Source organism: Enterococcus sp. 12C11_DIV0727 (assembly GCF_002148425.2).
Lineage (GTDB): Bacteria > Bacillota > Bacilli > Lactobacillales > Enterococcaceae > Enterococcus_L > Enterococcus_L lemimoniae.
In genome coordinates, this window is record NZ_CP147248.1 from 875,894 (window position 1) to 895,683 (window position 19,790).

A 19,790-nucleotide genomic window follows, 5' to 3' on the forward strand; every position below is an offset into this window, starting at 1 on the left:
AATTCATTACTTTTCATTTTTTTAATTATGAATTCTTAGTGTCATTGCATTAGCTGCCACAATCACTGTGCTTAGAGACATCAAAATCGCCCCTACTGCTGGGTTCAACAAAATTCCCCATGGAGCTAAAATACCTGCAGCAAGTGGAATCGCAATAATATTGTAGCCCGCTCCCCACCAAAGATTTTGAATCATTTTACGTCGTGTTTGCTTTGCTAAATCAAGGAATCGAAGAATATCTTTGGGATCACTATCCGTTAAAACAACATCAGCTGAATCAATGGCCACATCGGTTCCAGCTCCAATGGCAACACCAATTGTGGCTCTGACTAAGCTTGGTGCATCATTGATTCCATCACCGACCATCATTACTTTCTCACCTTTTGCTGTGTACGTTTGAATGATTTTTTCTTTATCTTCTGGTAATAGCTCGCCATGATAATCATCTATTCCTAAATAATGAGCGACCGATTCTGCAGCAACTTTATTATCACCAGTCAACATTACCGGCACGATTCCCTGCGCTTTTAAATCGGTTATGAATTGTTTTGCTTCTGGTTTCACTATATCGCCTAGGGCTATCATTGCTAGTAACTTCTTATCAATAATTAAGTAGCTTAATGTATTTCCCTGTTCTTGGTATTGTCGTTTCATTGATTCATCGAACGAAAACGCAAGATGTTCTACTTCTTTCTCATTTACAATTTTGACGTTTTTTCCGTTGACCACACCTGTCAAACCTATTCCAGCAAGACTTTGAAGATTTTCAGCTTTATAAGGTGAAATTTTTTTCTCCGTCAAATAGTTCATGATTCCGATTGCCAAGGGATGATTTGCATTACTTTCTAAAGCGCCGATCACTTTTAAGGCCTCTTCTTGAGTTGTATCTGGATCGATCATTTCAACTCCAGTAACTGTAAATTTCCCTTCTGTTAAGGTTCCAGTTTTATCTAACATTATATAGCGAATATCGTTGGCTTGTTCTAGTGCATTTCGGTTTTTTAACAATAAACCGTGTTTTGCTGCAATAGACGTAGAACGAGCTATAACTAGCGGGATTGCTAACCCCAATGCATGAGGACACGCAATAATGAAGACTGTTACCATACGCTCAAATGCAATACTGATATTTTTATCGACCATCCACCAAATAATAAAGGCTAAAAGCCCAGCACCAAGTGCAATATAAAATAACCATTTGGCCACTCGATCAGAAAGTGATTCAAGATTTGATTTTTCAGTCTGCGCCTTTTTAACCATCTCCATCACTTTGGAAAGATACCCAGTTTCTCCTGTACCTGTCACCAGTATCTCAATTGTTCCACTACCGTTGACGGCCCCACCGATCACCTTATCTTTTTCGTTTTTTTTGACTGTTTTTGATTCTCCCGTAACCATCGATTCATCTACAGAAGTGCTTCCTTTAATAATCACACCATCAGCCGGAATTTTATCACCAGCTCGTACAACTAGATGGTCATTTTCTTGGACTTGCTTTAAGGATACTTCTTCTTCCGTTCCATCTTTATTTAAGCGTTTCACTTTATCAGGTAGTAATTCCGCCATTTTTTGTAACGCATCACTAGCATTGGATACAGCATTCATTTCGATCCAATGTCCTAACAGCATAATAACGATCAAGGTTGCAAGCTCCCAGAAAAAGTCCATCACATGATTTTGCGGCATCAGTTTATTCATAATAAAAGCATAAATACTATAGAAATATGAAACAGAAATCCCCATCGCAATCAATGTCATCATCGCTGGACTTTTCTGCTTAAGCTCCATTTTAGCCCCATTTAAAAAAGGCTCTCCGCCATAAAAAAAGAGAATCGAAGCCAAGATCAATACTAACCAATCTGAACCTGGAAATGTGAACTGAAATGGAAGATCAACCCCCATCATCGGAGACAGAAAAATGATTGGAATGGCGAGAACTAGTGAAAACCAGAATTTTTGTTTAAAGTTTCCCATGTGCATACCATGATCCATCCCACTCATCTGATCGTCACCGTGCATTGTGCTATGATCCATCCCTTCCATTTGATGAGCTTGATGATTCATATGCTTTTCTTCATTATGATTCATTTGAATTCCTTCTTTCTCGAATTATAGAATGTTTAAAAATATGCTGACTTTCAAACAACGAAGTACAGAAGAAAGTGCTATCCTCATTCAAGCATAGCACAACAAATCTTTCGGTAAAAATAAAGTCTCTTAATTCATGGAAATAAGGAAATTTTGCGTATTTAACACTAAGCAGGCTGACTCAATGCCAAGTATAGCTCTTTAACAACCATAATGCGTGATTCTTTTTCTCTTTGATTCTATTCATTTTTCTTATACAAGAATCTTTAAAATATCTGTGTAGGCTCTTTTTTGACTCACGTTTTATTTCCAGATACATCTGCTGAATTGCTTTACGATTCGATTGGTATTTTTTTCGTTTGCCTCCAGTAAATTCATAGAAAATATCAATACCTCCTGACTCCTTAGTAATAGGTGACTGAAGAAATAATTCATTTTGTGTTTTCTTTAATCGCTTCAGTAATTCTTCTGTAACCTTTTTATCGAAATTTTGTTTGATAATCATTTTACAAAGTCTTGTATATTCGATTTTAGCAACATGATTGTACACTTTGCTTGCATAATCCACCCCTCTGTGTAAAACATTTGCGCTAAAAGACATATTTACTAGTAACTTATACTGATGAACACAGCTTTCTGCCATTTTTTGCTTATTTTCCTGATAAGGGATCTCGTTGTTCAACCTTGCTAAAAATTGATATAAAAAATCATTTTTTTGCTCTTCAATTCTAATTATCCTTTTCATTACTATTTCTCCTCCTTAAATAATGAATGAATTTCGGCATTTAAAAATTAAACAAAACAATACGAACGTCAAATCGAACATATTATAATGAATGTATTTCGGTAAACCTATAATATCATTTGGATCAAGAAAATACAATAACAAAAAGAATAAATAACAATACAATAATAATAATAAAAATGATATAGTAGAAGAAAGATAGTTAGACTATTAAGGATAAAGAGATCCATTAGCACTCAAACATCGTAAGCTCATCTATTGAAAAATTAGGAGGTAAATTTTTTGGAAATCAATTTAAAAGCTGTTGGACTGAGAGTCAAACAAATCAGAAAACAGCATAACTATTCAATGGCTCGTTTTGCCAAATTAGTTGGAAATTCGAGTGCTAGCACTGTCAATAATTGGGAAAAAGGCAATAATTTACCAAAACAAGATCGGTTAGAAAAAATAGCGATCCTAGGAAGTACAACAGCTGATTGGATACGCTATGGCGATTTTGAAGACTATGTAACTCAATTATTAAACGAAGCTAATTTACAGCATGAACTTAACATAGAACAACTGCAACAATTGATGCTCACCTTAAAAAAACAAAAAATCAGCTATACTCAAGATTTAAAAATATTGACTACTGCAAGCAAACTGTTTCCAGTTTATTTTGAAAAAAACTATCAGTTCGATCTTTCTAAACCTCATGCTTTACTTATTTCAGAAGACTCAACGACGTATAGCATTGAGCAAAATGATCGATACAGAACTAGCTTTTTGCCAATGATCGAAGCTTTGTTGCATGACTCTGACCAAAAAGAAGTCAATGCTTCTGTCTTGTTTTTAGTATTCGACTTATTGAAACGAACTGAATCAAACAAACATTATTTAAGCATTCTACCCCTCTTTAAAATGATCAGTGATATCGTCACAAATGATATTACTTATCGCAATAAACCAATAGCGAAAATAGTGAATTATGATGATCTCACAAAAAAATATACGGCTAATAAAGGAAAGCCTTTATCTGAGAAAACAGTACTAAAAAAATATTCACAAACAAAAAAAGAGTTGCTCGATATTTTAGATGAGTTTTATTCGGAGTTTAATAATCTTCAATAGTTCCCTGTCTATCCGCTCTTTATTTCCTGTTACAAACGTATTTTCTTATTAAAAGTAAGTTTCATATATTACAATTAGATGATACCTTTATTGCCAGATTTTAAATTTCGCCATTTTCCATTAATCTTGCTCTTTAAACATGATTATTCTTCTTAGACTATGGTATACTTTGTCTTGTGTTATTTAAGAATAGTAACGGTGCCTTTTTAACCAAAAGCCATCCGTTTAAAATGATAAATATAAAGCGAGGAACGTCACTTGAAGAAAAAACTACTCATTACACTTTCATTTGTTTTATTAGTAAATGCTGCGCCCTTGAGCGTATTAGCCGATGATATCGATCAAAAAATAGAAACTCAAACAAAAAAAATTGAAGATATCGTCAAAAATGAAAATGATGCGAAAGATTACTTAGCAACTCTAGAAACAGAAATTGCGACAATCGAAACGGAGTATCAGACAGTCCTTTCTGAGAAACAGAAACATGAAAAAGAAATGAACAAGCTAAATACTGACATTGCTAATTTAGAAGAAAAAATTGAAAAAAGAAATGAGCAATTACAAGCGCAAGCACGAGTTACACAAACGAATCATGAACAAGAATCCATGCTAGCTGTTTTGTTAAGTGCAGATTCGATCTCTGACGCTATTTCAAAAGCTTTAGCAGTTAATACATTAGTTACTGCAAATAATGATATTTTAACCGCTCAAAAAGAGGATAAAAAAGAACTTGATACGTTAAAAGTCAACTTAACCGCAACTCTAAAAGCACTTGAGAAGAAAACTGAGGAACTTGAAGAAAAGGAAGCTGCTTTGGCAGAAGCTAAACTTGAGCAGAATGTAAAAATCAACGAAATTGCTGCAAGTCTTGCAACTGAAAAAGCTGAAAAAGATAAATTTGTAAAACAAAAAGAAGAAGCAGCTAAAAGAAAAGAAGCACAATTAAAAGCAATTGCTGAAGAAAAGAAAAAAGAAGCTGAAGCAAAAGCTGCTGCTGAAAAACAGGCGAAAGAAGTGGCGAAAACAAAGCAAGCACAAGCTACTGCCGCTCCAACAAAAACAATAGAAAAAGAACAAGCCACACCTGTCCCTGATACAAATACAGGTACTAATAATAACGAGGTTCCTGCAAATGCCTCAACACCTACTCCACCAGCATCATCTGGAGGTTGGTCTGCTCCTGTAGCAAGTATGACGATCACTAGTGGTTTCGGTGTCCGTGAAGATCCAACGGGTATCTCAGGATCTTTTCATGATGGTATTGACTTTGGTGGAGCCAGCGGCACACCAATCATGGCTGCCCGCTCTGGCGAAGTTGTCAGCGCAAATTATAGTGGTATGGCTGGAAATCACGTTGTGATCAAGCACGACAATGGTTATTACTCCTATTATTTACACATGAGCAGCTTAAGCGTTGCAGCTGGACAAAGTGTTAGTGCCGGACAGATGTTAGGTGGTATGGGGACTACAGGTAATTCAACTGGGGTTCATTTACATTTTAGTATTTCAACAGGTCTGTGGAGCGGTTTTGTTAACCCTGCACCGTTCATCGGATTATAGAAAATCTAGTAAAGATAGCAAGTCAAAAATTACTGACTTGCTATCTTTTTTTGCGCCTGTCAATTCGTTTACCCTCTACTGGCAAACATGTTATAATAAGCATAGATAAAGAAAGGTGTTGATTAAGATGATCAATAACTACTCAAATATCCTCGTTGCTGTCGATGGTTCAAAAAATGCTGAGTTGGCTTTACAACATGGCGTTGCGATTGCAAAAGAAAAAAATGCTACCTTGTACTTATTGTCTGTCGTTGATGAAAATGCAATCAGTCATAGTTCTTATGCCTATTCAAAAGTCCTTGCTGAGGAAAAGGAAGCTATCGAAAAAGAATTATTAAAAAATATTTATTATGCTACTGAGCAAGGATTGGATGACATTATACCGCTTGTTGAAATTGGCAATCCAAAAGAAATGATTTCTACAATTGTTCCAACAAATCAAGCAATCGATTTGATTATCGTGGGTGCAACGGGTAAAGGGATGATCCAATCAAACCAATTAGGTACCACAACCAGTTATGTCGTACAATATGCTCCTTGTAACGTGCTTGTCGTAAAATAATTAGTTGATATATACTAAAAAAAGCAGCCCCTTCTTATTCCCGAAGGGGCTGCTTTTTTTCTCGCCGTTTATCCGCTCTTTTTTAATTACTCTCTTAACTTTCCAATTAGCACAAATCGATGTTGTTGATTCCGAAGGTAACCTTTTTTTGACAATTCCTTTTGAATCTCAAGTAATTGAGTAAAATGCGTTTCTACTGAAACATCAGGATACTCCCACGGAATTCTTTTAACGTAATAAATCAACCCTTCCATATCTAAAAAGTCTTGATACGGAAAATACTCATCAGCAAATAAGATATCCATATTTTCTTTGACTAAAGCTTCTTGTGCTACCTCTTTTGACCATTCAAAAGAATTTCTTCGACGCTTTGTATCTAATTTTTCTGAGAGGAGCATTCCGTTTTGATCACCAACTTGCTGTGTAATGAATAGGCCGCCTAGCTTCAATACTCTAGAAACTTCTTTTGGATCATATGACTCATGGCTATTCAATATTATATCAAATGAGTCATTTGAAAAATTTAAATAATTCGTCTGATCGACAAACGTAACTGTTACACCTTGTGGTTTTAGCTTCTTTTTTAGCAGTTCATAATTAGGTTTCCAGCCTTCGGTAACGGATGTCTGACCAAACGGATGAGCAAATGTCAATAATAACTCTCCTCCACCAGTCCCCATATCCAATAAATGCATCTCACTAGACAAATGGGTACGAACAAGCTCATCATAACGCCACGGTAAGGCTTCTTGTCGCCAACGTCCTTCCAAATATGAAAAATCCCAACCTTTAAACTCCAATGCTTCAATAGTCTGCCAATATTTTTTTAATTCTATTTTTTCCATAACGAACTCTCCCTTATACTTAATTGTTGTCTGATTATAAGTTAGATACAGTTATGGTCGATCTGATAGTTCTAAATTTACTCAATACAACCCTATCAGAGCATTATAACTGTATCGAGTTGTTACTTCGTTGCATCACCTTGAAAATCATGTCAGTCATCTCCTACTTTTTTTCATTACTGTTGAGCCAATATATACCCATAAATACCCCATCAACATGCAAAACAACAAAGCACATAATAGAAATAGGGAGCCTTTATAAAATGTTGGCGAAACAATCAGCTCAACATAAGGAATCACATAAATGAATAACACAATGGCAACTACTACACCCGTAAAATAAAGCACCCCAGTTGAAACATAGCCCCCAAGGCCTCTAGATTGATCTCGCTCAGTAGGTAAAACATTTTTTCCTTGGCCATTGGAATAACGCGTTTGATTTGTATTCATTGCATCAAACGTACTATTGTTGACATTACTTCTTTCGGCAAATTTTCTTTGTTGTTCTCGCTGATTCACTTTTATCACTTCTTTTCTCTTTAATCCGGTTAGTCTTTAGACTATTATAGCATCACAAAAAAGAATAAAGCCAGACCTATTTCTGTCTTTATTCTTTCCTTCACTATTTATACCAAGCCATTTCGATCGATCAACTCTTTAAACCAAATACCACTTTTCTTTAAAGAGCGTTGATCATTTTCTAAATCCAAGCGATAAAATCCATAGCGATTCTTATATCCGTTCAGCCAAGACCAACAATCGATAAACGTCCATGAATGGTACCCAAAACAATTACTGCCTGCTTGAATTCCTTTATGTAACTGATTAAGATGTTCTTCCATAAATTCAATCCGATAATCATCTTGAATCATACCTGTTTGATCTAAGAACCGTTCTTCATCTGCCACACCCATACCATTTTCTGAAACGTACCAGGGAATATTGTTGTAGTCATTTTTGATCATCAGCGCAACATCATATAACGCCTCTGGATAAATTTCCCAACCACGATACGGATTTATTTTTTTATCCGGCCAATCATAATGATCGTAAAAATCAGCAGGAGAAACTGCAGGTTTATTGACTTTGGCAGGCGCTTGAACACGGCGTGGCTGATAATAATTCATGCCAATAAAATCAACTGTATTCTTTTTAATCAGCTCTAAATCATTCTCTGCAACATCAGGCAATAATTCATTTTCAGCTAAACGATCAATTAATTTTGCTGGAATCGTTCCTAAAACTGTAGGGTCTAAAAAGCTTTTGGTATTTAATAAATCAGCAAACTCAGCTGCTTCCAAGTCTTCTTGCGCCTGACTTTTGGGATAACACGGCGAAACGTTTAAAATGATTCCGATTGTGCCTTGATACTTTCTCTCTTTAAAGCTTTTAACAGCCATTGTATGAGCCATCAACGTGTTAAATCCAACTTGAACTGCTTTTTTCAGATCATGAATTGCGGGATAATGATACCCATATAGATAGCCGCACTCCACATGGACCATCGGCTCGTTAAATGTTGTCCATTGCTCAACTAAATCACCAAATAGTTCAAAACAAGTATCGGCATAAAAAGCAAATGCCTCCACCGATTCTCTAGTTTCCCAGCCGCCTTTTTCCATTAACCACCAAGGCATATCAAAATGAAATAAATTAATAATTGGTTTGACACCATTAGCAATTAACTCAGCGAAATAATGACGATAAAACGTAACAGCTTCTGGATTAACTGTTTTTCCATCCGGTAACAAACGAGTCCAAGCAATCGATGTTCTAAAGGAATTCATATTGATCTCTTTCATTCTTTTAGCATCATCCTTGAAATACTCATACATCTTAGTCGTATCTTCAGGTCCTTGGTTTAATTGGAATTTTTCTGGATTCAGTTCATACCATTTATCCCAAGTTGAAGGAGATTTTCCATTTAGCGAACCATGCCCTTCAGATTGGGGAGCAGATGTTGCTGCGCCCCATAGAAAATATTCTGGAAATTTTTTCATTTGCTTTACACCTATTTTCCTATTTTTAAATAATCTAACAGTAACGTACAAAACATCATATTCGCCCAGGAAAACCATTCACGGGTATATTGATTGGGGTCGTTCACATTAACACCTTCATGCATATGATTAGTGCCAGCATCGGTTTTAACTAAAATGTCTAACAACTCAGCCTTTTCAACTTGGCTAGTCGTCGTTAAACCTTGGATAGATAATGCGATCGGCCAAACGTACTCTTTTGGCGTATGCTCACTTCCGATTCCTTTTAACTTTATTCCTTCATAATAATATGGATTAACATCAGATAAAATTAAGGCACGTGTATTTTGATAAATTTCATCATCGATCGAACAATACCCTAGATAAGGAGCTGCTAATAGACTAGGTACGTTGGCATCATCCATTAAAAGATAATTTCCTAATCCGTCTACCTCATAAGCATAAACTTTTTGCCCCTGATGTTCAACGATACCCCATTTTTCTATGCCTTGATTGATTTCATTTTTTAATTGATTTGCTTGTTCAACCAGTAATTTATCGTAGAAAATCTCTGTAAAAATTTCCTTAAGATAGCCTAAAATAACAACAGCAAACATATTGGCAGGAACTAAATAATTATATGTACAGCTGTCATCACTTGGACGAAAACCAGACCAAGTCATCCCTGTGTACCCACAAGGTTCTCCTAAGCCGTGATTTGAAAGTGTATCTTCTGGTCTTTCATCAAAACGCTCAAAACGATAAGAAGAATTTTCATGTCGTTGCTCTATTTTAAAAACCTTGATAATAGATTCTGCAGCACGTTTAAACTCTTTTGAAAATTGTTTGGTCTCACCTGTTTGTTTCCATAACAAATAAGCTAATTCGATTGGATAACATAACGAATCTATTTCATATTTCCGTTCCCAGATCCAACCATTCATCTCTGTAAGATCTTGGTGGTAGCAATGACCATTCTCAGTTTGGTTAAAGGCATTTGCATAAGGATCGATCAAAATACATTTTATTTGGCGGTCAACTAATCCCCGTATCAATTGTTTGATGTTTTCATCTTCATTTGCAATTGCTAAGTAGGGTTTGATTTGAGCGGATGAATCTCGCAGCCACATTGCCGGAATATCACCAGTGATTACAAACACATCATCCTCTGAGCTTTTGACTGTGGTTTCCAAAGTATTGTCAAAACAATTTGAAAATACTTCACTCCATCTAGGATTACTGGACTGTTCTGATACCAATGTTTTCATTTTTTCGATGACTGATTTTGAATAGTTTACACTCATGATGATTCCCCTTTTTACTTTCCTTTTAAAATTACTTCTGATTTAATCCAAGACTTGATCGTATCTTCATGATACATGGCTAAAATTTCTGTATATAAGATATCAATCACTGTTAATACGGGAATTTGTGGTGAAATCCCCCCCATATCCTTCTTTCCCATTGAGCTTGTTAAACAAAACGCTTCAGAGAACTCTTTATATGGACTTTTTTCGTTGGCAGTAATTACGATTACCTTTGCATTTTTTTCAGAAACTATTTTTACCGCTTCTTGGATTGCTTCATTATTGCCGGAAATCGATGAGACAACAACAAGATCACCTTGTTGCACACCATGAGCCATCATCACAATTGAATGTTCGTCCTTGATCACGTTGACAATTTTTCCAAGCCGTGAAAATTTAAATTGAAAATCTTCACCGCAAAAAGCGTTGTAACCTGTTCCCCAGTAATGAATGATCCGCCCGCTATCGATCATTAAAGCTGCTTTTTTAACTTCATCTTTATCTAATTTTTCGATAATGTCATTGAGCAACAAAGAGTAATTTAGATTGACGTAGCTAATACTAGAATCTGCTTGCTTTTTAGTGCTTTTACTAGAATATTTATATAAGTAAATCAGTTCTTTATAATTAGCTAAACCAATTTTTTTACAAAAGCGCGTGATTGAAGAATTGGATACACTAAGCTTCTTAGCCAATTCTTGAATTCCTAATTCCTTATTCCCATCAAGAAAGTATTGAGCGATCACTCGTTCAACATCCGTAAACTTTTTTTGATTTGCTTGAATGATTAGTTCGATGTAACTTTCCATGATTAGCACTCCTTTCACTATAGTAAAGAAAACAAGGAGGTTGGGACAGAAGTGTTTAATCCCGAGAAATAAGAAAGAATTCACGAAAATTGCTCTTCAAATTTTTGTAAATTCTGGCTTATTTCCGATGGGATTGCTTCTGCTCCCACCGTTTGTCCGGATTCCAGGTGTCTGGGATATAACTCGCAGAGTTATGTCTCAAACACTGCTCCCTTTATTTTATCTGTGCTAAAGCACTAAGACTTGAAGCGTTCTGTCCCAACCTCTTGCCTCTTGTTACGGTTTCCACGACTAGTCTTGTGCGTTCAGTAATTGGCTTTCGTCAAATTTCATATTCATTCGTACAAACGGTGCATAAATGAAGACATCCAAAACAACTAAAACGGCTGTTAAGATCACTGGGCTAAGATGGAATGCGCCTAAGATCCAGGTGCTGATGAAAATTGGTTCATTTCCTGAATTTAAGACGACCAATGGAACGACCCAACCAATTTTAGTCACAATATAAGCGACTACTGCATTGAAAACTGGTACAAAAACAAATGGGATAAACATCAATGGATTTAAGACAATCGGGAAGCCAAAGATAATTGGTTCGTTGATCCCGAATAGTCCTGGAATAAATGATAGTTTTGCTACTTCACGACCACTATACGTTTTTGGTGTAAAAATCAAAATTGCTAGAATCAACCCAAAAGTGGCACCAGATCCACCGATCATAGCGTACACATTTGTCATTGTATTCGGTGCAATAGAGATGTCCGCAAAGCTTTTTGTTTCAGCAAATTTCGCAACATTTTCTAAGAAAATTGGCAACCATAAAGCAGATACAACGCCCCAAACGATGTTAAAACCATGTAATCCTAAGAACCATAATATTTGTTCTAATAAGATCACTACAATAATAGCAGGTAACCCCGTTCCAACAGATGTTAGTGGTTGAACGAATAATTGACTGACCAGATCCATAAAGGAATTGAAATCAAACGCTTCAATCACGACTTTCATTACGGAACAGATCAATAATACGATCGAAATTGGAATCAAGGCAAAGAAGGAATCAAAAACATTTGGTGGAACATTCCCTGGTAGCTTGATAGCAATCTTATGTTTTGCTAAAACTGAATAAAGGAAAACAGCAAGTAAGCCTACGATCAAAGCGGTAAACATTCCTTCATAGCTAAAGAAATTATTCGCATAACCTTGAATAACTTCCGCTGAATCATCAGCAAAATTAACATTGTTTGGTACCATTACAAAATAGGCTGCAAAGGCTAATAACGTTGCCAGTAGTGGATTGATATTTGCTTCAGGATGTTTTTTCATCAATTCTTTTGCATAATTATAGGAAGTAGAAAAGACAATTAATAAAGCGACTATTCCCAATGTTCCTAGATAAACATTGCCGAAAATTGCTGATGCAGTTTGACCGATTGCTGTTTCTCCAAAAAAAGCATCGATCTGCATTTTGATCAGGTTGGAAAACGATCCTACCACAGTAAATGGAATACTGCTGATAAACGCATTTTTTATAGCTTGTAAAACGCTGTTGTTATCTACTTTATTGGCGATTTTTAATAATGGATCTTGAATTTTCTCGATATTTATTTTCATCTTAACTCGACCTTTCCCGTGTTATCTTTCTATTGAAACTGTTTTAATTTCTCCTGGCTTCACTGTACCCAACGAAACTTCCTTCAACTTACCAACTGATTCAACTAAGTCACCATTTAAATCAACAAAACGAACATTGCATTCCCTTGCTAATATGATTTTCTCATTGGTGACGCTCTTTTCAAGTGATGGGTTATACAGACGCAGATTGACCCATTGACCGTCACGACTTAATTCTAATGCACTAAACACCAAATTGGCGTTATTTAAATCAACATACTCTTTCAATTCATTCAAATGATCGACTTTATTACTTTGGAAATATTGGATTGGATTCGTAAATCGATTTAAGGTTTGAACTTGATAATATGGGCTTGTGACAGAATAGGTTTGATATTCCTTTTGGATCCTCACTGGATTAAAGTCAGCTGAAATGATTAAAGATAACTCCATCTCTAATTCACCTAATAATTGACTATCTGGAGTCGGAATATAACGGAATTGATTCCCTGAAGCATCTCCAGGTCTTCTTAATAACTCTGGTCTGCCTAAAAAGCCTACTCCTCTAAATAAAGTCATATAGATTTGGTCATCAATCACTTGATATTCTTTGATTCCTTTACTCATAATCGTCCAACTCGCGGCAGAATCATGAATGTTGGCATAGTGGATCATTGGATAAATCTCCGTTGGTTCTTCTTTCCAGCCTAGCTTTCTCCAATCCTGAATATGAGGATCTTGATTTTGTCGTTCAACGATTCCAAATAAGGTATCTGCATAACTGACTTTGTTTTTGACTGGTGTTTTAACAACCAGACGCATCCGATGATCCATTGCTTGGTTATTGATCTTGATTTTCATATCAATTCGCTTAGACTCTTTGCTTAATGATAAGCTCAAGGTGTAGTTAACTGTTGTATTTAATTCCTCAGATTTCCTAGCTTGTAGATCTTTTGGTAATGTCCAATTGCCATTCAATGTCATGGTAGATAAAAACGGTCCTGTTTGAACAGATACATCGGTTGTATCGAAAACCAATTGATGAACTTTATCATGATAGGCAGGTGAATAATCGTAGGTGTCGCCTTCATCACCTGATTCTTCCACGTATAGACAGTTCTCATAGGTTTCGCCTTGTTCTTTCGCCAAAATAGTAAATTGTCCATCTGAGAAAGTGATCTTGTACGTTTCGTTTTCAATTAGCGTACTTGCTAACATTGATGGTTTAGCGCTATTATTTGATTCTGATAACTCTTTCACCGTTATGATCGTATATGCAAGTGGCGGGGTTTCTTTGATAAAACTTACTTTGTGAATATAGTAATACTTCGCTTCATCATAATCGCTTTCTGAACGTCTAACTTCACCAGCATAAACTTTTTCAGTTGATAGAATTTGACTAGCTAATTCATGGTTATTTTTATCAAGTAGTTTGATACTTGCATGCTTTGTGCTTACCTCTACTATATACGGATCCGTTCTGGTATAAGGTACGGTATTAAATAGAATCAAATCATTTTCTTGGATACCTTTAATGGATTCTGAAATTTTTCTTACTAAATAGTCAATTGTTGAATAGGATAATTGGTCCGCTTCTTTATATCTCGCTAAGATCATTTCATTTGTTTTATCCGTATTGCAGCCACCAATACTGTCATGAGCATGATTTTTCAATAATAACGTCCAAATATAATCCAAAAGCTCCCGTTTAAAAGGAATCCCTAAATCATCTGCCATCAACATTAATGGTTCTAGTTGGAAAATCAAACGATTTTCGATAGTATCATTTAACTTTTTCAAATCATATCTTGATGAATAAATAGAGCGATGAATTTTTGAAACACTGCCACTCATAAACTCACCTTGTACTGTTGGAAGCTCAGTTGCTTTTTCTTTTAATAAATTAAATATATGCGGATAATTGCTTTCTTCGATTTTGTATTCGGTACCAAATTGTTCGTTGACCTCTTGAATGATAGCTTTTAAATCTCGATCGACTGCTCGTTGGTCTCCACCAACCGGCAATGTTACAACTTCAGTAGCGCTGTCTTCTGCTACAAGATCCAGCATCGCTTTTTTCTGATATAGTTCACCTTCAACAAGTGTTACCCCGGCATAATAACCATTGCGAATATTGATTGTTAATACTTTTGAACCATCTTCAGCTGTCCAGTAAAATTCTCGACTTTTCGTAACTTCATTTGGCATTCCTCGCCAAAAGACGGCATCTGTGATTCCAAAGCCATTATAGATTTTCGGCATATCTTTCCCCTGTCCAAATGAATCAGGTAAATATCCTAAGGGCGTATGACCGCCCAAACGTTTTGACATATGGATCCCGATTTGCAAATTCTTCACGACCGATTCACCAGCCACCACGAATTCGTCCATTTGAGTATACCAAGGTCCAATAAATAATTTATTGGCTTCCACTAATTCTTTGATTTTAGTTTCTTTTTCTGGATAAACTTTTAAATAATCATCTAGAATGCTAAGTTGACCATCCAAATAATAATAATCCAGTTCGTTATTTTCTAAGGCATAAATTACCTCATCCATATGATAAGAAAATTGGATAAATGCTTCATTATCACTAAAATACCACTCACGATCCCAATGAGTATGTGCTACGACATGTATCTTCTTCATTGTCTATTCTCCTTCCATCACTGTTCTTATTTAATATACCTCTGATTTTATAAAAAGAAAATGCATCCGGTAATATTTTCAAGTATTTTCTTTTACATCTAATAATAATGAAAATATTACCAATGTAATGCACAAAAAAGCTGAGTATAAAATGCTTTACACCTCACACTCAGCTAATTTACTTTCTATATGCAATCAAAAAATGAAGAAACTATTTTCAATAATCGTTCTCACCAATCAATTAAGTTAGCACTTCATATTCAGCAATCGTACTTGAAATAATACCAGGGCGTTTTTTCTTTTCCACCGTTTCATCCGTTGATTCTTTTCTTTGATGCATCTTTTTAAATGATTGGCTCTGCACCCAATTTTTTTGATGTTCTTTTGAAGTCCAGCGACTTAAAACAACCAATTCCGTTACTTCCAGATTATCTGGTAATGTCCGCTGCATTAATTGAAAGTTCAAGAATCCATCTACAGCTTCCATACTTTCTTTCGTATGCCCTGCTGTAAATTGTTGAATAATTTTTTGCGAGTGAGCCGTTTCTGTTTGAATCGTATTCGTTACAATATACATATTTTTTCCTCCACTATTCTATTTTTCTTGTTTCGATATGATAATCTGCAATGATTTGGCCTTGGTCGAACTGAAGCACTCGCTGACAAGTTTTGCTGAGAAATTCTTTATCGTGGGTAATCACTAAAACTAAAATATTTTCTTCGTGTAACCAACGAATGGTATTACTAACTTCTTCCATATGCACTAAATCTAATCCGCTGGTTGGCTCATCAAAGATAATCATTTTTTTTCCTGATAGCAAAGCACTAGCAATTGCCACGCGTTGTTTTTCGCCACCGGATAAGGTTTGGGGATGACGCATTAAAAGCGGTCCTAAATTCAGCATGGCGACAACTTTGTCAAACTCAGCTGTGTTCTGTGTATTTAAACTAATTTCTTTCTCTACCGTTTCAAAAAACAATTGCAAATTGACATCTTGCATCACAACAAAACTTTCTTTGATCAACTCTTTTGGTCGCATCACTTCTTGATTTAGTTTTATGACACCTGCTTTTGGCTTGATCAATCCTGACAAAAGTTTAGAAAATGTTGATTTCCCTGCACCATTATGTCCCACGATTCCGATAATATCAGCACTAGTCAATGTTAACGAAGGGATTTTGAGTACGGAAGGCTGCTTGCGATAGTGAAAATCCAGTCCATCACAGGTTAATACTAGTTTTTCTGACCCTTCAGCTTGTTTAACTTTTTTTGTAAGATGCGTTTGGTTAAGTGATCTTAATCCCAACGCCTGAATTTCGGCAACAGATTTTTCTCGCATTTCTTGACTTGTATAGTTTTCAACGATTTGACCTTTTTCCATCACTAAATAGCGATCTGCTAAATCTGTCAAATAGTATAAACGATGTTCAGAAACAATAATTGTCATACCTTGGCTTTTCAAGACCTGTAAATAGGCTTTTAACTGCTCGATCGTTGCTTCATCCAAATTACTTGAAGGTTCATCTAATAGGAATAATCGATGCTGCAACATACTAGCAGAAGCAAATGCGATCAATTGTTTTTGTCCACCAGATAAATGGAACATGCTTCGTTCTAAAAATTCTTCTAGAGAAAACAAACTCGTTATCTCATCGATTCGATCAATCATTTCTTTTCTGGATACACCATAATTTTCCATTGCAAATGCTAATTCAGAATAGACATCACTCGTAAAAAATTGGGTTTTAGGATTTTGAAATACCACGCCGATTTCTCGAACATATTCATTAAATTTTTTCGTTAGTAGCTCTTGTTCTAAAACAGAACCAGAACCCGTTAGTTCACCCAGATATAATTCAGGAATCAACCCATTTAAAATTCTTAGTAATGTTGATTTACCACACCCACTTTTGCCGCACAATACAATGAATTCGCCAGCTTTAACTTCCAACTCAACATTTTGGATAACCTTTTCCTGATCTTCATAAGCAAATGTCACATCATGTAAATCGATCATTAAATCAGCCTCCCTGCGATTCCACACAGAATCAATATACCCATCAATACATAATCTTGACTCTTTAAACGAATTTCATAAACACTTGTATGTGCTTTAGGATTGCCTAAGCCCCGAACCAGAGCTGCAGCTGATAGATCCAAAGATGTATTCTCTGCTGACATCAAGATTGGTACAATAATATATTCCATCGTTTGAAATGGATGTAGAAATAACTCAACAGTCGAAACTGCGATTCCACGGTATTTCATCGCATTACGAATACTTTTAAAATCTTGAAATAGTGTAGGAAAGAAACGAAACAAGACCGTTAGTGGAATAATCAGCCCAAAAGGCACATGACATTTCTTTAGCGCTGCGATCCATTCACTGATTTTGGTTCGATTCATCGCAAACGCCGCCGCCATGATCGTTGGTAGCATTCGACGATTTCCGACAAATAAAAAATCAAAAAAAGCGGCAAAACCATTCTCAATATGAGGAAATAATAGATAATCGCCCAGAACAAGCAACCAAAAAAGACCATAGAAAATTGTTCCTTTTTTTAAACTACCATTTAAAATAAACAAAAAATACAACAACGTTACAAACAGCACTTCTGCTTTAAATGGTAGAGGAAACATCAATAAGAAACTAGCAAATAAAATCGTACATAATTTACTTCTGGGATCAAACGTTACGTATGTTTTTTCCATAATTTTTTCCTTTAGCTTTATCAAAGTGTTTCTCATAAATCTTTTGTCCAATCATTATTCCTAAAATACTACAAATGATTACAGCCAACACACACACATAAAAAGTTGTAGTTGTGATCGGTGCAAAGACTTTATCAATGTATATGGCATCTTTACCACGAGCCACCAATGAATCGACATAGGCGTTTTTCATAAACCACAAAGGCAAAACGGGACCCATCAAGCCAAAACTAAAGACAGTATAACTAAGCATCGTTCGGATTTTTTGGGATAGCTTGGTATGATATTGAATCCAATCTGCTAGAATCGCACACAGAATATTTGGTAAAAATGACAACGGAAAATGCCCTGAAACTAGAAAGAATAAGCCCATCACACTGCCCATGATTGTAATTGCTCCAAAACGAGGAATACGATGGATCACCAATAAATAGACAATCCCCGCAAAGAGTGCTGTTGCACTAGGAATCAAAATGGAATTAAAAGCTGGGATTGTAAAACGTAAGATCAGCATCGCAATAGTCACGACTAAAAAATAAATAGCGGTATAAATACCAATTGAAATAAAATCTTGAATTTTTAACTTTTTCATTCTTGTACTAACCCTTCTTGTTTAATTGTCACTAAAAATAATAGCTGTCCATAAGTGTCACTTTTAATTTTCAACTGATAGCGGCCAGGCTTTTCAAATTGTTCACCTGATAGCACCAATTGATTTTCTGTCAATTTATACTCTAGTGAATAGCCATTTACAGAAGTTTTTTTCGTTTTGAATAATTCAAATAGTGCGTTTCCTTCTGCTAATTCTTTGATTAGTCCTTGATCAATCGATAGACAAATCTCGTCTCCCAAACTATATTCTGATTTTGAAAGTTTTGGTGGAAAACTCATTGGTTGCTTTAAGTGCGTTTCAAATCTGACATCTTCAAAACCTTCGGCCAAGATCTCGATCTTTATGGATTCATTCGCTTCCCATCGGTCAAACAAGCGATATCTTGCTTCGTCAGTATTTGCCAATAGGCCAAACTCTAAATGATTTTCAGGTTTATGGTACAAGTAATCTGGCCATAAAAGTGGAATCGTTTGTCCATTTTTTGTCATAGTAAAACTATAAACATACTTCCCATAAGCTTCGTGAAACTCATCATAAGTAGTGATTTCATATTCTGGTAAAAACTGAACCATAGCAGCGTAACTATAATGGGCAAAATAATACATCTCATTTACATATTCTAACTTCACTTGAATCGATTGAACATTCGTTTCCAGACCATCTTCAAGTAAGATTCTAGGGCCATATGTACCATCTAGATATAGACGTTTTCGTTTGTAACCAATAATTGCTGTTTGCTCGACTTCATCTATAGGAGTTAACGATTGAATTGCTGCCTGTTTCGCCCTGAAGTCTGGATAAATTGCAGGATTGCTTTTAGCAAGAATAAAATCTTTCGTATTAACATAAACAGGTACATGCATGATGCTGTAACTGCCGTATTCATTTAACATGATTTTTTGCTGATTCGTATGAGGGAATCGGCCGATGATCTGTTGGAATTTTTCAGATAATCGATAATCAGATTCTTTAAGCTCTGGGCAATCTGCGTGATAAAAATCATAAAAAGACATGGTTGCTTCACCAATAAGATAACGTGGTAATGGTATGTTTTCAATATATACTTGATCAGCAAGTTTTAACGGGCATTGTTTCGTTTGTACTGTATCATACTTTATAAAAAAATCATTGATTTTTATTTCATTCATTGAACCACTCCTTTCCTTATTGAGTTAGTATAGCATAACAAACTGATA

17 protein-coding genes are annotated in these 19,790 nt (G+C 35.6%); 3 read left to right on the forward strand and 14 right to left on the reverse strand.

All coding sequences use genetic code 11. From position 1 onward, the window contains the following. Positions 1-21: 21 nt before the first annotated feature. Entirely contained in the window at positions 22-2,088 is a 2,067-nt protein-coding gene (locus tag A5866_RS04270; RefSeq protein WP_086444287.1) for a heavy metal translocating P-type ATPase, read from the reverse strand. A 181-nt stretch (positions 2,089-2,269) separates the two neighbouring features. Beyond that, positions 2,270-2,833 carry a hypothetical protein gene (locus A5866_RS04275; protein WP_086279176.1) on the reverse strand — a complete coding sequence of 188 codons (564 nt, stop codon included), beginning with the start codon at positions 2,831-2,833 and terminating at the stop codon, positions 2,270-2,272. A 282-nt stretch (positions 2,834-3,115) separates the two neighbouring features. Between A5866_RS04275 and A5866_RS04280 the strand changes: the two genes are divergently transcribed. From A5866_RS04280 to A5866_RS04290, 3 genes are all read left to right on the forward strand, one after another. After that, a complete protein-coding gene (locus tag A5866_RS04280) occupies positions 3,116-3,943 on the forward strand; it encodes a helix-turn-helix domain-containing protein (RefSeq protein ID WP_086279175.1) in 828 nt (275 codons plus the stop codon). 258 nt (positions 3,944-4,201) lie between these two features. Next, entirely contained in the window at positions 4,202-5,503 is a 1,302-nt protein-coding gene (locus tag A5866_RS04285; RefSeq protein ID WP_086279174.1) for a murein hydrolase activator EnvC family protein, read from the forward strand. 127 nt (positions 5,504-5,630) lie between these two features. Continuing rightward, the gene (locus tag A5866_RS04290) at positions 5,631-6,065 is read left to right on the forward strand and encodes a universal stress protein (RefSeq protein ID WP_086444286.1); all 435 of its coding nucleotides are present in this window, start codon (positions 5,631-5,633) and stop codon (positions 6,063-6,065) included. A gap of 86 nt (positions 6,066-6,151) precedes the next feature. Here A5866_RS04290 and A5866_RS04295 read toward each other — a convergent pair whose 3' ends face one another. The 12 genes from A5866_RS04295 to A5866_RS04350 all read right to left on the reverse strand — a co-directional run bounded on the left by A5866_RS04295 (position 6,152) and on the right by A5866_RS04350 (position 19,742). Then, positions 6,152-6,910: a class I SAM-dependent methyltransferase gene (locus A5866_RS04295; protein ID WP_086279172.1), complete on the reverse strand. Its 759-nt coding sequence runs from the start codon at positions 6,908-6,910 to the stop codon at positions 6,152-6,154. 156 nt (positions 6,911-7,066) lie between these two features. Next, on the reverse strand, positions 7,067-7,429 hold the full coding sequence (locus tag A5866_RS04300; RefSeq protein WP_086444285.1) for a hypothetical protein: 363 nt from the start codon (positions 7,427-7,429) through the stop codon (positions 7,067-7,069). A gap of 107 nt (positions 7,430-7,536) precedes the next feature. Further along, complete coding sequence (locus tag A5866_RS04305) at positions 7,537-8,910, reverse strand: glycoside hydrolase family 1 protein (protein WP_086279170.1); 1,374 nt, start codon at positions 8,908-8,910, stop codon at positions 7,537-7,539. 11 nt (positions 8,911-8,921) lie between these two features. Further along, positions 8,922-10,193, reverse strand: a complete 1,272-nt coding sequence (locus tag A5866_RS04310) for a glycoside hydrolase family 125 protein (protein ID WP_086444284.1) — start codon at positions 10,191-10,193, stop codon at positions 8,922-8,924. A 14-nt stretch (positions 10,194-10,207) separates the two neighbouring features. Then, complete coding sequence (locus A5866_RS04315; protein ID WP_086444283.1) at positions 10,208-11,005, reverse strand: MurR/RpiR family transcriptional regulator; 798 nt, start codon at positions 11,003-11,005, stop codon at positions 10,208-10,210. A 291-nt stretch (positions 11,006-11,296) separates the two neighbouring features. Next, positions 11,297-12,619: a PTS sugar transporter subunit IIC gene (locus A5866_RS04320; protein WP_086444282.1), complete on the reverse strand. Its 1,323-nt coding sequence runs from the start codon at positions 12,617-12,619 to the stop codon at positions 11,297-11,299. Between the two features lie 21 nt (positions 12,620-12,640). Beyond that, complete coding sequence (locus A5866_RS04325) at positions 12,641-15,268, reverse strand: glycoside hydrolase family 38 C-terminal domain-containing protein (RefSeq protein ID WP_086444281.1); 2,628 nt, start codon at positions 15,266-15,268, stop codon at positions 12,641-12,643. A 241-nt stretch (positions 15,269-15,509) separates the two neighbouring features. Next, a complete protein-coding gene (locus A5866_RS04330; protein ID WP_086279164.1) occupies positions 15,510-15,845 on the reverse strand; it encodes an antibiotic biosynthesis monooxygenase in 336 nt (111 codons plus the stop codon). A 13-nt stretch (positions 15,846-15,858) separates the two neighbouring features. Beyond that, positions 15,859-17,286, reverse strand: coding sequence for an ABC transporter ATP-binding protein (locus A5866_RS04335; protein ID WP_086444280.1), 1,428 nt, complete (start codon positions 17,284-17,286; stop codon positions 15,859-15,861). Then, positions 17,286-17,981 carry an energy-coupling factor transporter transmembrane component T gene (locus A5866_RS04340; RefSeq protein ID WP_086444279.1) on the reverse strand — a complete coding sequence of 232 codons (696 nt, stop codon included), beginning with the start codon at positions 17,979-17,981 and terminating at the stop codon, positions 17,286-17,288. The genes A5866_RS04335 and A5866_RS04340 overlap by 1 nt, the downstream gene beginning before the upstream one ends. Beyond that, positions 17,956-18,573, reverse strand: a complete 618-nt coding sequence (locus A5866_RS04345) for an MptD family putative ECF transporter S component (RefSeq protein ID WP_086279161.1) — start codon at positions 18,571-18,573, stop codon at positions 17,956-17,958. The genes A5866_RS04340 and A5866_RS04345 overlap by 26 nt, the downstream gene beginning before the upstream one ends. Beyond that, a complete protein-coding gene (locus tag A5866_RS04350) occupies positions 18,570-19,742 on the reverse strand; it encodes a hypothetical protein (RefSeq protein WP_086444278.1) in 1,173 nt (390 codons plus the stop codon). The genes A5866_RS04345 and A5866_RS04350 overlap by 4 nt, the downstream gene beginning before the upstream one ends. Positions 19,743-19,790: the final 48 nt, after the last annotated feature.

Bases quoted from the DNA above. Each gene is read 5' to 3' on its own strand.
- A5866_RS04270 (WP_086444287.1), bottom strand. From the start codon at position 2,088: ATGAATCATAATGAAGAAAAGCATATGAATCATCAAGCTCATCAAATG.
- A5866_RS04275 (WP_086279176.1), bottom strand. From the start codon at position 2,833: ATGAAAAGGATAATTAGAATTGAAGAGCAAAAAAATGATTTTTTATAT.
- A5866_RS04290 (WP_086444286.1), top strand. From the start codon at position 5,631: ATGATCAATAACTACTCAAATATCCTCGTTGCTGTCGATGGTTCAAAA.
- A5866_RS04295 (WP_086279172.1), bottom strand. From the start codon at position 6,910: ATGGAAAAAATAGAATTAAAAAAATATTGGCAGACTATTGAAGCATTG.
- A5866_RS04305 (WP_086279170.1), bottom strand. From the start codon at position 8,910: ATGAAAAAATTTCCAGAATATTTTCTATGGGGCGCAGCAACATCTGCT.
- A5866_RS04310 (WP_086444284.1), bottom strand. From the start codon at position 10,193: ATGAGTGTAAACTATTCAAAATCAGTCATCGAAAAAATGAAAACATTG.
- A5866_RS04315 (WP_086444283.1), bottom strand. From the start codon at position 11,005: ATGGAAAGTTACATCGAACTAATCATTCAAGCAAATCAAAAAAAGTTT.
- A5866_RS04320 (WP_086444282.1), bottom strand. From the start codon at position 12,619: ATGAAAATAAATATCGAGAAAATTCAAGATCCATTATTAAAAATCGCC.
- A5866_RS04325 (WP_086444281.1), bottom strand. From the start codon at position 15,268: ATGAAGAAGATACATGTCGTAGCACATACTCATTGGGATCGTGAGTGG.
- A5866_RS04330 (WP_086279164.1), bottom strand. From the start codon at position 15,845: ATGTATATTGTAACGAATACGATTCAAACAGAAACGGCTCACTCGCAA.
- A5866_RS04335 (WP_086444280.1), bottom strand. From the start codon at position 17,286: ATGATCGATTTACATGATGTGACATTTGCTTATGAAGATCAGGAAAAG.
- A5866_RS04340 (WP_086444279.1), bottom strand. From the start codon at position 17,981: ATGGAAAAAACATACGTAACGTTTGATCCCAGAAGTAAATTATGTACG.
- A5866_RS04345 (WP_086279161.1), bottom strand. From the start codon at position 18,573: ATGAAAAAGTTAAAAATTCAAGATTTTATTTCAATTGGTATTTATACC.
- A5866_RS04350 (WP_086444278.1), bottom strand. From the start codon at position 19,742: ATGAATGAAATAAAAATCAATGATTTTTTTATAAAGTATGATACAGTA.